Consider the following 13,723-nt stretch of genomic DNA (forward strand, 5'->3'; position numbering starts at 1 on the left):
CACCGGTACGGCGCGGTTGCCGCGCGCCGGTGCCGCGGTGGGTCCCGGCGGCCTGTCAGCTCACCTTGTCCTGCCTCGGCTGATAGCCGTCCGCCGCCAGCAGCCAGCTCGGCAGAGCGGTGCGCTGCCGTACGTTCAGTTTCCGGTATGTCCGGGTCAGGTGCTGCTCCACGGTGCTCACGGTGATGAACAGCGCGTCGGAGATCTGCCGGTTCGTCTGCCCCCGCGCGGCCAGTACGGCCACCCGGAGTTCGGCCTCGCTCAGCACGTCGTCCCGGTCCGCGCCCTCCGCCGCGTCCCCCGCCTTGCCCGTCCGGTCCTGCCACTCCGGCGCCTGGCGCGCCCAGGGGGCGCCGTCCGGGCCGCTCTGGGCCCTGTCCTCGGCGGGGAACGGGAAGTACCGGGTGCGTCCGGGCTCCCCGGACTGCCGCAGCACCTTGTCGGTGTCGGCCAGCGCCTGGGAGAGCCCGCGCCGGTCACCGCAGGACTGGAAGAGCTCGACCGCCTTGGAGAGCAGCTTGCGCCGGTGGTCCGACGCCGCGGTGGTGGAGAGCAGGTGCAGCGCCCGCCCCCGGGTCCGCTCGTCGAGTCCGTGCGGCACGTGCAGCTGCTCCCGCAACAGCTGTGCGGCGTGTGTGCGGTGGCCGAGCGAGATCTGTACGCGTGCCAGCTCCAAGCGCCACGGCACCAGCCCGGCGGCCTCCAGCTTCCAGGCGCGCATCATGGCGCCGCAGCGCTGGAAGTCCGACGAGGCGGCCTGGTACCGCCCTACGGCCAGATGGTAGGAGCCCCGGGCGCCCAGGTAGTGCGCACCCACCGGCGTACGGAACATCCCCGGGGGCACCGGCTCGGTGAGCAGGCGGTCCGCCTCGGCATGTCTGCCGGTCTCCGTCGCACAGGCGACCAGCGTGCTCACCGGCCCGCCGACGGCCACGCCCCACGCGGGTGCGGGCAGGTCCTCCAGTGCGGCACGGGCACCCTTCTCCGCCTCGGCCAGATCGCCCAGACGCAGCGCGGCCTCCGCGCGGATCGCCCGCACGACACCTCGCCACGCGGGGGTGTGGCAAACCTCAGGCCGATCGAGCAGCGTGCCGCTCCACGCCACGACTCGGTCGGCGCGCCCCGCGTACAGCAGGGCCAGCAGCGGGGCGACGAGCAGGCCGCGGTTGCCGCGGTCGAGTTGGTGCTGCTGGAGGAACTGCTCGGCGGCGGCCGTACTGTCCACCTCGTCCGTCGGGAGCAGGGCGCTGCACAGCACGGAGACGGACTGCAGCAACGGGCTGACCGAGTGGGGCGCGGTGGCGGCACGGCCCCACAGGCTCTGCGACGCGCGTAGCGGCATCAGGTGGTCGGGGTGGGAGAGGGAGACCAGCAGCCGCATCGCCAGCAACCGCCCGTCCGTGGAGACCGCCGCCCCGTCGGCCTTCGCCCCCGGATCCGGGGCCCCGGGGGTCGACGCCTGGCCACCCCCGGCGCCGACGGCCACCACGGCTTTCGCTCCGGCGGTCTCGGCGGTTCTGTCTCTGGGACCGGCGGCGACCGCTTCGGCGGCCTCCTCCGCCCGGCCCTGCCACAGCAGGTACGGCACCGCGGCGACCGCCGGCGGCGCCGGGTCCCCGCCGTTCCGCGCGGACCGCACCAGCCGGTCGAGATCACCGGCGGCCGCCAGCGGATTGACCTGCCAGCGCGCGCTGACCAACATCGTCGTGAGGGCCTCGCGCCGCTCCTCGTCCGTGCCGACGCCGCAGCCCAGCCGCAGGTAGGCCACCGTCAGGTCGGGACGGCCCGCGGACAGTGCCTGTTCGGCGGCCTCCTGGAGGACGGGCACCGCCCACTTCTCCCCGGTGCCCCCGGAGGCGACCAGGTGCCCGGCGACCACACCCGGCTCGGCGCCGTACTCGTGCAGTGTCCTCGCCGCCCGCTCGTGCAGCCTCTGGCGTGTCTCGGCGGGCGTGTCGGACAGCACCGCGTGCAGGATGCGCGGGTGCCGCAGCCGGTCGTTGTCGACCAGACCCGAACTGTGCAGCACCCGCAGCGCCGACACGACTGAGGCGGGCAGCAGGCCGATGAGCTGGCCGAGCAGTTCCTGCGAGACCGGCTGGTCGAGCACCGCCAGCGCCCGTGCGACGGTCCTGGCCTCCGGCTCGTGACGGTACAGACTGTGGAGCACGGCCCGGTCGAGCGCGTCCTCGGCACGGGACACCGGCGCCGGCCCGTCCTTGCCGCTGCGGGCGGGCTCGCCCACCAGCGCCTGGACGAGCAGCGGATTGCCACCGGTCATGCGCACCAGGAGCCGCGCCTCCTGCACCACCTCACCGCTCGGTGTACTCCCGTCCCCGCCGCCGAGCTCGTGCAACTGCCGTGCGACGGAGTCCGCGTCCAGCGGGGGCAGCGTGAGATGGGACAGTCGGGGCCGGCTGCGCAACTCCGCGTGGAACAGCGGGTTCGCCGGGCGGAGCGTCAGCATCTCGGAGAACAGCACCATGATCGGGGCGTGGTGTAGCCGACGGGTCACGTACAGCAGGCAGTGCAGCGATGTCGCGTCCGCGTAGTGGAGGTCGTCCACCACGAGGACGAGCGGCCCGCGGTCGACCAGGTTGAGCAGGGCCGCGAACACGTCGCGCAACAGCGGTGGCCACATGGGCCCTTCGGCGGGGAGCTCGTCCGCCGCCGCCCACCTGGCCTCGGCCGCGGGAATGGTGCCGGCGGCCTCACGCATCAGCTCCTCGACCCGCGTGGTGTCGCTCCCCGCCAGTCGTGCACCGTGGAGAAGTTGCCCGAGCACCCCGAAGGGCAGGCCCTGCTCCGTACGGGATCCGGCGGCCGTCAGCACCTGGGCACCAGTGGCGGCCGCCCAGGTACCGAAGCTGTCCAGTAGCTGTGTCTTGCCGCTGCCCACCGGGCCCGTCACGAGGGCCACATGCCCCTGTCTGTGTTTCTCACAAAACTGCAGGTTTTGGCTCAGTTGCGCGAGTTGCTCATCTCGTGCGATCAGCACCACTGGTCCTGCCTCCCCGTCTGCGGTGCCGGACCAACAGGTACTGGCTGGTACTCCGCCCCGTACCGTGCCGCCGGACGTGCCCGCCTGTTCTGCGTGAGTCATCGACGGGGGTGACTCTATGCCGCTCCGTGAGACTTCGGAACTGGCAAGATTTCTCAAGTACGAAGCAATGGCGTAGTCAAGTTTCGGCCAACGTGGCATATGTGCCTGAGGGGTGCAACAGCTTCGATCCCGCGCATGCATGCTGATCACGGGCGTCTGGCGGGTTTGGGGGCGATTCATCGGGTGCGGGCAGCGGTGATCGCCGAGGAGGCCGTCCGGTGCGGGCTCTCCAAGGTCTCTCGGGCGGTGGGCGGGCGCGCCGGGTGGGCAGGGCGATTGTGGGAGTCGGGTGACCATGCGTTGACCACTTTCCGCCCACAGGTCGGTGAAGTCTTCGGCCCAGCAACCGAGCTGGGGCAGGTGGAGGCGGCTAGCAACCCTGCCCCGGTGGCCGCTGGGTGACAGGCCGCAGCGACAGCGTCGGTGCCCGGTACCGGAGTGCGGCGGCCGCGGCGCCGTGCAGGCGTGCCGCCGCATCGCCGCTCAGGGGGAGGCAGTACGGAGCAGCCGAGCGCGGGAAGGCGCACGTGCGGGCCTCGTCGACGCCGACTGTGGCGGGGGTGAGGGGGTGGGTCCGAAGAGGCGGGTGACACGGTCGGCGGTCTCCCGGGGGCACCTGCGGGGCCGCGCGGCGGTTGGTCGGCGATCTGGCCGGGGCAGTCGCGCTCGCGGCCGGACCGGACGCGGTCAGGCAGGGCAGCCGACGGCCCGTGCGTGTGCGCCGAGCGCATGGGCAAGGAGGGTCCTGCCGGACGCCAGGCCGCCGGTCGCCAGGGTTAGTTGCCCCGTTCCGGACGCGCAGCGGTCAGCTGACTGCTGGGGCGACACCCCACAGGTGTGGTGGAGGGGCGCCGGAGCCCGGAGGGCCGGCCGGGCGGAGCGACGCCGCGCTCACTGTGCGAGGCGGGCGAGCCCGGCCTCGCACAGTTCCGCCACCCACACATCCAGCTCGGCCCGGATGCCGACGGGGTTCGTGCCCCAGTGGCGGGCCAGGGTTTCGGCCGCGGCGGCGCGATCGCCGTCGAGCCGGCGCAGCGCGATCCACATCGCCGTGCACGCGGGGGAGTAGCGGTAGGCGCGGGAGCGGCCTGCCGTGTCGGGGAAGCGTAGCTCCAGGGAGCCGTCCGCGCGGATGTCGACACCGACTCCGGGTAACGGTTGGACCCGCACACAGACCTCCCCTGGACGTGCCGGGCGCAAGCCGCGGTGCCGGACACTGCACGGTAGGCCGGTGCCGGTGCCGCAAACCAGGTGGCGACGGCAGAAACCGGGGTGGCAGGCAGGAGGCGAACCCCTACGCGACGTCCGGTTCAGGTGACGGCAGGGGTTGTGCCGCCCGCTCCCGGGCGCCGCCCATCGCGGCCTCGACGACGCGGCAGACGTCCCCGACGTGGTCGTCCAGGTAGAAGTGGCCGCCTGGCAGGACGTGCAGCTCGGCGGAGCCGCCTTGGACGACGTCCTGCCAGGCGCGCGCGTCCTCGACCGGGACGTGTGGGTCCGCGTCGCCGGTGAGTACGGTCAGCGGGACCGTCAGGGCCGGGTCCGGGCGGGGCCGGTAGCCGTCAGCCATCCGGGCGTCGTTGCGCAGTGCGGGGAGCACCACCTCCAGCAGCTCCTGCTCCTGGAAGACCAGCGGGTCGCACCCCTGCAGCCTCGCCACCTCGGCGATCAGCGCGCCGTCGTCCCGCAGGAACGCCAGGTCGTGGCGTGGCAGCGAGGGGGAGCGGCGTCCCGAGACGAACAGATGCGCCGGCGGGTGTCCGGCGTCGCTCAGTCGGCGGGCCGCCTCGTAGGCGAGGGTGGCGCCCAGGCTGTGCCCGAAGAGCGCGTACGGGCGGTCGGCCGCCTCGCGCAGCACCGGCACCAAAGCGTCGACGGTGGCCTCGACGCTGGTGAGGAAGGGCTCGTCGTGCCGGTCCTGCCGCCCCGGGTACTGCACCGCCACCGCCTCCACCCAGCGCGCGAGTTCCCGGGTCAGGGTGACGTAGGCGGAGGCGGAGCCGCCCCCGTGGGGCAGGCAGAACAGGCGTACGGCGGCGCTCTCGTCGCGCCGGTAGCGGCGCAGCCAGCGGGAGGCCGCCGCCTGCCGGGAGGTGGCGTCGGCGGGGGCGTTCACGGCTGTCGGCTCCTCGGTCGGTGGTGGGTTCAGGCGGGAAGGGCGGAGTTCAGCGGCTCCCACCACGACCGGTGCTCGCGGTACCAGCGGACCGTCTCGGCGAGGCCTCGGTCGAAGGAGACGTGCGGCGCGTACCCCAGCTCGCGCGAGATCTTGCCGGTGTCCACCGAGTACCGCCGGTCGTGACCGGCACGGTCCTTGACGTGGCGGACGCAGGAGGCGTCGCGGCCGGTCAGCTCCAGGAGGCGGTCGACGAGCCCGCGGTTGGTCAGCTCGGTGCCGCCGCCGATGTTGTAGACCTCACCCGCTCTGCCCCCCGCGGCGACCAGGGCGATGCCCCGGCAGTGGTCGTCGACGTGGAGCCAGTCGCGCCGGTTGCCACCGTCGCCGTAGAGCGGCAGGGTCAGGCCGTCGATCAGACGTGTGGTGAAGAGCGGGACGGCCTTCTCGGGGTACTGGTGGGGGCCGTAGTTGTTGGAGCAGCGGGTCACCCGCACGTCCAGGCCGTGGGTGCGGTGAAAGGCCAGCGCGAGCAGGTCCGATGACGCCTTGGAGGCGGCGTAGGGGGAGTTGGGCCGCAGCGGTTCGTCCTCCGTCCAGGAACCCTCGTCGACGGAGCCGTAGACCTCGTCGGTCGACACGTGCACGAACCGAACCCCTCTGACGGCGGCAGCCGCTCGCAGCAGCGTATGCGTGCCCAGCACGTTGGTGGTCACGAACGCGGACGCGTCATCGATGGACCGGTCCACGTGGGACTCGGCGGCGAAGTGCACCACCAGGTCCGTGCCGCGCGTCAGCCGCTCCGCCAGCGGGCCGTCGCAGATGTCGCCCCTGACGAACTCCAGGCGCGGATCGTCCGCCACCGAAGCCAGGTTGGCGAGGTTCCCCGCGTAGGTCAGCTTGTCGAGGACGACGACGCGGGTGGCCGACAGATCCGGGTAGCCGTCGGACAGCAGCCTCCGCACGAAGTGCGAGCCGATGAAGCCCGCACCTCCTGTCACCAGTACGCGCATCGTCACGGGCCTTTCACAGCGGTCTCGGAACGGGAGGGACGAGCGGCCGTCCTCGGCAGGGGGTGCCGCCGGGTATGCCGCAGGGGGCGTCCGCCGGTGCCGGTGGGTGCCCGGGTGAAGTCTCCCGGCTCCGGCTGGATCCCAGGGGTCGAGCAGGGCCGGAAGCGGCCCGCGGCGGCGGGGCCCGCCGGGGGAGTCCGACGGCGCGGGGGAGCGGGGCGAAGCGGCCTCACGGCGTGATCTGGACCTTGCTGTGGTCGCCCACCACGAAACGGTGGGCTCTGGGCGTCCGGTTGGCGTGCGTGACCTGCGACTGCCGCCCAATGAGGGAGGCCTCGATCCGCCCCACACCCTCGATGCTCGCCCCCGCCAGCACGATCGAGAACTCGATCTCGCTGGAGTCGACCACGCAGTCCTCGGCGATGGAGGTCGACGGGCCGATGTACGAGTTGGTCACCGTGGTGCCCGCCCCGATCACGACCGGGCCCACGATGCGCGAGCGGAGGACCTGGGCGCCCCGCTCGATCCTGACACGGCCGATGATCTCGCTGTCCGCGTCGACCTGCCCCTCCGTACGCGGTTCGAGTCTCTCCAGCACCGAACGGTTGACCTCCAGCATGTCGGTGACGTTGCCGGTGTCCTTCCAGTACCCGGTGACCAGCGTCGAGCGCACCGTGCGGTCCCGGTCGATCAGCCACTGGAGCGCGTCGGTGATCTCCAGCTCGCCACGGGCGGAGGGCTCGATGGCCTGCACGGCCTCGTGGATGGCGGGAGTGAAGAGGTAGACCCCGACCACCGCGAGGTCGCTCATCGGATTCTTCGGTTTCTCCTCGATACGGACGACCCGCCCCTCGGCGTCCAGTTCGGCCACCCCGAAGGCCGTCGGGTCGTCCACCTGCGTCAGCAGGATGTCGGCGTCAGGGCTGTTGTCGTGGAAACTGCCCACCAGTTCACTGATGCCGCCCACGATGAAGTTGTCGCCCAGGTACATGACGAAGTCGTCGTCGCCGAGGTAGTCCCTCGCCACCAGCACGGCGTGGGCCAGGCCCAGCGGGCGGTCCTGAGGGATGTAGGTGACGCGGGCGCCGAAGGCGCTGCCGTCACCTACCGCGGCCCGGATCTCGTCGGCGGTGTATCCGACGATGATGCCGATGTCGGTGATCCCGGCGGCCACCAGGGACTCGATTCCGTAGAACAGGACGGGTTTGTTGGCTACGGGGACCAGTTGTTTCGGCGCGGTGTGGGTGATCGGCAGCAGTCGACTGCCCGTCCCGCCTGCGAGTACGAGTGCCTTCATCCTCAGTCCCCTCGCCCTGGTGGGGCCCGCACGGCGGCGGCCCGAGTGCCCAGACCGCGACGGGGGGTGTGCACGGTCCGGGCCGGTGGCAGGCTCTTCCGGCCGCCTCCTGAGGAGCACGGCAGGGCCGGACCCGGGTCGGCGGCGCACGGCGAGCCCTTCCGAATGTATCCGTCCGCCCGGTGGCGGCGAACCCCTACCGCCGCTACCTCAGCCCTTGTCTCGACGCCGCATCGGATCCGTAGGGGGCGGTCGGCTCCGCATCGGATCCGTAGGGGGCTGTGAGCGGGTGTCCGGTGGTCCGGGAGCGGGCGTCCCGGTGCCCGTGCCGTCGCGCAGCACCCCGGCCGACCCGCTCACCGGCCGCCCGGCGCGAGCCGCGCCGGGCCCGCGCCGACCGGCGCTCCGCCCCGCCTCGGCCGACGGCTGCGAGGCGGACGGGCTGGTGGGTCGCGGCGAAGGCTGCGGCCTGCGACCAGTGGGCCCGCCGCAGCTTGATCTTCGAAGTCCCTGCACGCTGTTAGACGTCGGCCACGGCGCGGGGGAGGGCTTCGGGGTCGGTGACGGTGGTGGTGACGGCCATGGAGTACAGGCCCAGCCCCGCGCCCTGCGCCTCCTCGTGGGCGGCTTGTTCGGCGCGGGCGCGGGCGCGGGCGCGGTCGGCGAGGTCGGTGGCGGTCTCCGCGCGCTGCTGCTGCCGCCGCACGGCCTGGCGGAAGGCGGCGGCTTCGGCCGGATGCGGCTCGTAGGCGAGGGTGACGCGCTTGGGGTGCCGGGCCGGGGCCAGCAGCGGAACCGCCATCGGCAGCCGCCGTCGTCGCGGCATCCCGTCGGCGGCGGCCTGCGTCGGCGTCCGGCTCACAGGAACATCCCCAAGATGCCCGCCCCGATGCCGCCGATGAAGAGCGTGCCCATCACCTTCATCGGCAGCAGATCGCCAACCAGCTCCGTTCCCTGCTGCGCGAGTTTTACCCGGCTGCCTTGGACGCCTTCGCGAAGCGGGACAACGGTCTGTGCCGCCCCGAGGCACGTGAGCTCCTCAAGGTTGCCCCGCCCCCTTCGCGAGCCGCGCGGCTGGCCCGCACACAACTCCAGGCCGCACTCAGGCGAGCCGACCGTAAGCGCGGCATCGAGGCGGAGGCCGACCGCGTCCGCGAGGTCTTCCGCGCTGAGTGGGCCCACCAGCCGTCGCTCGTCGAGGAGGCACTCGGCAAGCAGATGCTCGCCCTCCTCGTCCAGCTAGAAGCTGCCTGCACCGCCGCCGACGATCTCGCGAAGGCGGTGGAAGATGCGTTCCCTCAGCATCCGGACGCCGAGATCCTGCTGAGCTTCCCCGGGCTCGGCATCCAGCTCGCCGCCCGGGTCCTGGCTGAAATCGGGGACGACCGTGCTTGCTTCACCGATGCCCGCGGCCTGAAGGCTTACGCCGGCTCATCGCCCATCACCAGGGCCTCGGGCAAGAAGTCCGCCATCACCAGACGCTGGGTGAAGAACGACCGGCTCAGCCATGCCGGCTACCTTTGGGCCTTCGCGGCCCTCCGCCACTCGCCCGGAGCAGGCGCCCACTATCGGCGTCGCCGTGAGATCGGCGACTGGCACGCCGCCGCCCAGCGCAACCTCTTCAACCGCATGATCGGCCAGCTCTACCACTGCCTCCAGCACCGCAAGCTGTTCGAGGAGAACACCGCATTCCCCACCGAGCTGGCCGCCGCAGCTTGACGCGTTGGCATCGTGAGGTGCTCAGCCCTGGCGGGCTTGCGGTGCCCCGCCGGGCTGGCTGACCACCGCTGGCACCCGGCAGGTCCGTGCCCCGGAAGAACAAGTTGAGGAGCTGATGCTGAGGGGGGCTCAGGTGGTCACTGACCGGTGCTCGTGCGGCTGGACCGCCGCCGGGGCTGGCTGTCGGCGGTCCAGGCAGGCACCGCCACGAACAACTCGCGCAGCCGCAGAGGGCCAGGACAGAACCAAGCTCAGCTGTAGTGTTTTCATTGACGTATATGAGTACGAGAAAGGGCCAGCGGGACACCACCGAAGTGGTGACGGCATCCGCCGACCCTGTAGCCCCATCACCACGCCCAGGCAGGCGTGACGATGAACCACCACCGTACCCCCGGAGACCCACCCATGGCGCAGTCCACGCCCCGGCCCGACGAGCTCCTCACCGCCGAGCAGGCCGCCGCCACCCTCGGGATCCAGCCCGGCACTTGGAGGTCCTACGCTGCTCGCGGTCAGGCACCACCCGGACGCAAGATCGGCGGCAAGCGCCGATGGACCCGGGCCGAGATCGAGCACCACCGCGACCACCCGCCCAGCGCCAACCCCGCCCGTCTCGGCCGGCCGCCCGGCGCCACCGACACCCAGCCCCGCCGTCCTTCCCTTGCCGCCCGGCGAGCCGAAGAGGTCGCCGCCCGCCTCGCCACCGGCGAGACGCTCACCACCGAGCAGGTCATGACCACCTACGGCGTCACCGAACGCACCGCTCAGCGCCTCCTCCAGCGGGCACGTATGGGGTCATGAGTTGATCACGAAGCCATGCCTGTGGCCGAACAACCAGTTCGCCCCCTCAAGCACCAGGTGTTCGAACTTGCCAGCGTCGCCCTGGCCCAATTACGAGCCCTCCTCGCACCGTGACCGACATCAGTGGCTCCTGGGATCATGCCCTCGTCCAAGGCAGCCGTATCAGGAGCCATGCATGGGAACGTGGGGAACCGGCCCGTTCGACAGCGACCTCGCCGCAGACTTCGTCGATGAACTTGAGGAACTCACCCGCCAGCAAACTATCGACGTGCTGGAGCGAGCGTTTCAGCGAGTCACTGACTCGAAGGAGCTCGTTGATGGCGGAGAAGGGGCCGAAGCCGTTGCCGCTGGCGCTCTCGTCGCCAGCACACTTCCGCACAGCTCCATCGTGATCGACCCCGATGACGGCCCCAGGCAACCGCTGTCCGAACTTCCAACCTCGCTTCGCGCGTCGGCGAGACTCGCACTGGACCGGGTCCTCCGGGACGGATCCGAGATAGCGACCGGCTGGATGGACAGCGGCGACGCCGATCGGTGGCGCCGGGAAGTGCGACAGATCCTCCGCGCACTCGAAACGCCCGCTGACCATTAACCGTGACCGCTTCGCAGAAGTCGTGCCAGAGCCGGTGCTAGGGCCTGTCTCCCAATTCTTGGGCACGGGGACACCGAGGGCTCCGTCGTGCTCGTAGACTTATGACGTGGCATTCATGAGCACCCCGCACTGCTGCTTCCTGTGATCGGAAGACGCTGAGGGCGATGCCGGACGGCGTCGCCCTCCTTGGTGTGCCTGCTGCGTGAATCACGTCCCGCCGCTGCCCGTTCCTTCCTGAGGCAATGACGCTCTGAGCGCGCTGGCACGATCCCTTCCTTTCACCCCTTGCCAGGAGTGCCTCGTGCCCGTGTCGCTTCCCCCTGCCCTCGATCTGTCCCTCGACCTGCTTTGCTGTCCGACGTGCCGAACGCGCCGCCTGCACCCCGAGGGCGGTGCGCTGCGTTGCCCGGTGGGCCATACCTTCGACATCGCCCGTCACGGCTATGCCAGCCTGCTGACGGGCACCCGCGCCACCAGCGGCGACGACGCAGCCACGGTCCAAGCCCGGGACCGGTTCCTGTCCACCGGCACCTACGCGCCCATCCGCGAAGTCGGGGCTCGACTGACGGCTGACGCCATGTCCGCGCAGGGCACGGTGGTGGACGTGGGGTGCGGCACCGGCTACTACCTGGCCGGCGTACTCGACCAGCTGCCCGGTGCCCGTGGCCTGGGGCTGGACACATCAGTGCGCGCGCTGCGCTCGGCAGCCCGTGCCCACGACCGAGCCGCCGCGGTCACCTGGGATGTCTTCCGGCCCTTCCCGCTGGTCGACGGGGCGGCCGATGTCGTGCTGGACGTGTTCGCCCCACGCAACCCGGCCGAGTCCCACCGCGTACTGCGCGCGACCGGTCGGCTGACCGTAGTCCGGCCCACCGGGCGGCACCTGGCCGAGCTGCGCGGCCAGGTGCCTGCGATGGTCACAATCGACCCGGCCAAGGAGCAGCGCCTGCACCGGGCGCTCAACCCCTTCTTCGAGGCCGTCGTCACTGAACAGGTGGAGTACTCCGCGTCCTTGAGCAGGCTGGAGGTCCTAGACCTGGTTGCGATGACGCCGAGTGCACGCCACGTGAGTCGTGCAGACCTGAACGACGGCGGCCTCCTGCCCGATCAGGTCACCGTCTCCGTGCTGGCCACCGCCTACCAGCCTCGGTGACCACGAGCGGGCGCATACGCCTGCTGACCGATGAGCAATGGGCGCCCGTTCGCCGATCACCGTCGCATCATCGAAGGGATCATCTACCGATACCGCACGGGCATCCCCTGGAGAGATCTGCCCCGCGAAGCATTCGGTCCCTGGCAGACGGTGTGGAAGCGTCATCGCAGGTGGGCGGCTGACGGCACCTGGGACACGGTTCTGGCCCAGGTGACCGATCAGGCGGACTCGGTCAACGGGATCGACTGGATGGTCTCGGTCGACTCGACGATCAACCGGGCTCACCAGCACGCGACGAACACGGCTCGGCCCGAGAAGGACACCAGCGCTGTCACCTACTGGAGCAAGAGCGAAACAACTGTCACCAGGGGAGAGCCGGCCGGCCACGCCATAGGTCGATCGCGTGGCGGCCTGACGACCAAGATTCATCACGCCGTGGACGGCAACGGCCGGCCCCTGGCCGTCGTGGTCACCCCTGGCCAAGTTCATGACGCGCAGGTCCTCCCTCTCCTGCGGGGTGACATCCGAGTCCCGCGTCCTGGCCCTGGCAGGCCGCGCACCGCACCGGACGCGCTGCTCGCAGATAGGGCGTACTCCTCTCGACAGGTCCGCGCAGACCTCGCTGTCCGCGGCATCCGCACGGTGATTCCCGAGCGTGCCGATCAACAGGCCAACCGCAAGAAGTCGAACAGCTCGGCAACCACGACCTGGTCGACCGCATCAACGAGCTCACCGAGGAGAATTTGCGACTGTCCACTGCGGAGCGACAAGCGACCGCGAGAAACACAGAGCTTCAGCAGCGAGTCACCGAGCTCGAAGACGACCTCGCCGCAGCCCGCACCAGCCTTCGCCGCATGATCCGTGACGAGAACCGCCCGCTGCCCGCTCCCTAGAGCAGCCCGGCAGCCGCCGGGCCGGAGGGTATCTACTTCCTCGCCCCGCCGGATCCTGTATCCGCCCGCCGCGAGATCATGTCAACGTGACCTCTTGGATCCGCGCCTACGACGACGAGAGCGACACCTGGTCGTACATCGAACCCGACGACAACGGATGGGCGCTACGGCAGGTCGACCTGCAAGGACCTCAACGCCGGCCCGTGGCTGCGGCTTCCCTGACGGAGGTCATCGAGACCCGGGACCACGCCGACCTCGCGGCGATGACCGCCTACGAGAGGAAGTATGGGGTCCTTGCGGAGGGCAATCTGCACGGGTGGCAAGGGTTTGACGGCCCTACCGAGATCACCCAGCGTGAATTTCAGTCGACCTGGGCCGCTGCGCGAGAGACCCTCGACGTGAACCGCACCGAGGAGACGAGTTGATCACGGAGTACCAGCAGAAGCGGCGCGAGCGCTACCTTGCCGCCCCCGTCATGCTGGTTCCGGAGCCATGGCAGCGGGTACTTGACCGCAGAACCCCTATCGGCGGCCTGCTCGGTATCGGTTTCGCCGTTCACCCCGACAGCGGGCACGACCTCGTCATGGTCGTCTCCAGCGACGGCCACGGGCTCTTCAACGCGGTCACCGGCGAGAAGATCGCCCGCGACCGGAACCCCAACCCCGACACCAGCACCCCCGAAGCCCACCCAGACCTCACCTGCCCCGGTCCCGGCCCGATCGAAGGCACCCAGGTCCGCATCGCCGGTATCTTCGGCGGCGGCCTCCACAGCACCACCCCCGACGGCTGGACCCTGGACGTCGTCAGCCCGGAATGGCCCCACGACCGCGTCATCCTCTCAGCAGACGGCGGGACCCACAAAGGCCCAGCAGGAGAGGCATGGTGGCACGCCTTCCACTCGGAGCACTCAGAACTTCGCACCGCCGGATTCTCACCCTCCGGCCTCACCCTGGCCGTTGCCACCAGCAGCGACCTCACTCTCTGGACCCGCCAGCAGCTCCACTACAACGACTGAGTGCAGCTCCGGCATCCAGGGCAG

General features: G+C 71.0%; 11 protein-coding genes and 2 pseudogenes. 7 read left to right on the plus strand and 6 right to left on the minus strand.

Annotated features, from left to right (window positions below; genetic code table 11):
* Positions 1-55: 55 nt before the first annotated feature.
* From V6D49_RS25740 to V6D49_RS25765, 6 genes are all read right to left on the minus strand, one after another.
* The gene (locus tag V6D49_RS25740) at positions 56-3,580 is read right to left on the minus strand and encodes a helix-turn-helix transcriptional regulator (protein ID WP_340563474.1); all 3,525 of its coding nucleotides are present in this window, start codon (positions 3,578-3,580) and stop codon (positions 56-58) included.
* A 414-nt stretch (positions 3,581-3,994) separates the two neighbouring features.
* Entirely contained in the window at positions 3,995-4,273 is a 279-nt protein-coding gene (locus V6D49_RS25745; RefSeq protein ID WP_340563476.1) for a PqqD family protein, read from the minus strand.
* Between the two features lie 124 nt (positions 4,274-4,397).
* Entirely contained in the window at positions 4,398-5,219 is an 822-nt protein-coding gene (locus V6D49_RS25750; protein ID WP_340563479.1) for a thioesterase II family protein, read from the minus strand.
* Positions 5,220-5,248: 29 nt separating this feature from the next.
* Positions 5,249-6,232, minus strand: coding sequence for a dTDP-glucose 4,6-dehydratase (rfbB, locus tag V6D49_RS25755; RefSeq protein ID WP_340564342.1), 984 nt, complete (start codon positions 6,230-6,232; stop codon positions 5,249-5,251).
* Between the two features lie 229 nt (positions 6,233-6,461).
* Positions 6,462-7,529: a glucose-1-phosphate thymidylyltransferase gene (locus V6D49_RS25760; RefSeq protein WP_340563482.1), complete on the minus strand. Its 1,068-nt coding sequence runs from the start codon at positions 7,527-7,529 to the stop codon at positions 6,462-6,464.
* Positions 7,530-8,049: 520 nt separating this feature from the next.
* Positions 8,050-8,391, minus strand: coding sequence for an SCO6880 family protein (locus V6D49_RS25765; protein WP_340563484.1), 342 nt, complete (start codon positions 8,389-8,391; stop codon positions 8,050-8,052).
* On the opposite strand from V6D49_RS25765, the pseudogene V6D49_RS25770 reads away from it, so the two are divergent.
* The 7 genes and pseudogenes from V6D49_RS25770 to V6D49_RS25800 form a co-directional block, all read left to right on the plus strand.
* Positions 8,346-9,248, plus strand: a pseudogene (locus tag V6D49_RS25770) (transposase); the annotation flags it as partial. The gene V6D49_RS25765 and the pseudogene V6D49_RS25770 sit on opposite strands and share 46 nt — an antisense overlap.
* 405 nt (positions 9,249-9,653) lie before the next feature.
* Positions 9,654-10,046 carry a helix-turn-helix transcriptional regulator gene (locus tag V6D49_RS25775; RefSeq protein WP_340563487.1) on the plus strand — a complete coding sequence of 131 codons (393 nt, stop codon included), beginning with the start codon at positions 9,654-9,656 and terminating at the stop codon, positions 10,044-10,046.
* A 175-nt stretch (positions 10,047-10,221) separates the two neighbouring features.
* Positions 10,222-10,638, plus strand: coding sequence for a DUF4259 domain-containing protein (locus V6D49_RS25780; protein ID WP_340563490.1), 417 nt, complete (start codon positions 10,222-10,224; stop codon positions 10,636-10,638).
* A gap of 301 nt (positions 10,639-10,939) precedes the next feature.
* Positions 10,940-11,791 carry a putative RNA methyltransferase gene (locus V6D49_RS25785; protein WP_340563493.1) on the plus strand — a complete coding sequence of 284 codons (852 nt, stop codon included), beginning with the start codon at positions 10,940-10,942 and terminating at the stop codon, positions 11,789-11,791.
* Positions 11,788-12,532, plus strand: a pseudogene (locus tag V6D49_RS25790) (IS5 family transposase); the annotation flags it as partial. The gene V6D49_RS25785 and the pseudogene V6D49_RS25790, both read left to right, overlap by 4 nt.
* 238 nt (positions 12,533-12,770) lie before the next feature.
* Positions 12,771-13,109, plus strand: a complete 339-nt coding sequence (locus V6D49_RS25795) for a hypothetical protein (RefSeq protein ID WP_340563497.1) — start codon at positions 12,771-12,773, stop codon at positions 13,107-13,109.
* Entirely contained in the window at positions 13,106-13,699 is a 594-nt protein-coding gene (locus V6D49_RS25800; RefSeq protein WP_340563500.1) for a hypothetical protein, read from the plus strand. Before V6D49_RS25795 ends, V6D49_RS25800 begins: the two co-directional genes overlap by 4 nt.
* Positions 13,700-13,723: the final 24 nt, after the last annotated feature.

It is taken from the genome of Streptomyces sp. GSL17-111 (assembly GCF_037911585.1).
In the GTDB taxonomy this organism is placed as follows: Bacteria; Actinomycetota; Actinomycetes; order Streptomycetales; family Streptomycetaceae; genus Streptomyces.

Excerpts from the sequence above, each read along its gene's own strand:
- V6D49_RS25760 (WP_340563482.1), bottom strand. The coding sequence starts at position 7,529 with ATGAAGGCACTCGTACTCGCAGGCGGGACGGGCAGTCGACTGCTGCCG.
- V6D49_RS25780 (WP_340563490.1), top strand. The coding sequence starts at position 10,222 with ATGGGAACGTGGGGAACCGGCCCGTTCGACAGCGACCTCGCCGCAGAC.
- V6D49_RS25775 (WP_340563487.1), top strand. The coding sequence starts at position 9,654 with ATGGCGCAGTCCACGCCCCGGCCCGACGAGCTCCTCACCGCCGAGCAG.
- rfbB (WP_340564342.1), bottom strand. The coding sequence starts at position 6,232 with ATGCGCGTACTGGTGACAGGAGGTGCGGGCTTCATCGGCTCGCACTTC.
- V6D49_RS25740 (WP_340563474.1), bottom strand. The coding sequence starts at position 3,580 with ATGCGGCGGCACGCCTGCACGGCGCCGCGGCCGCCGCACTCCGGTACC.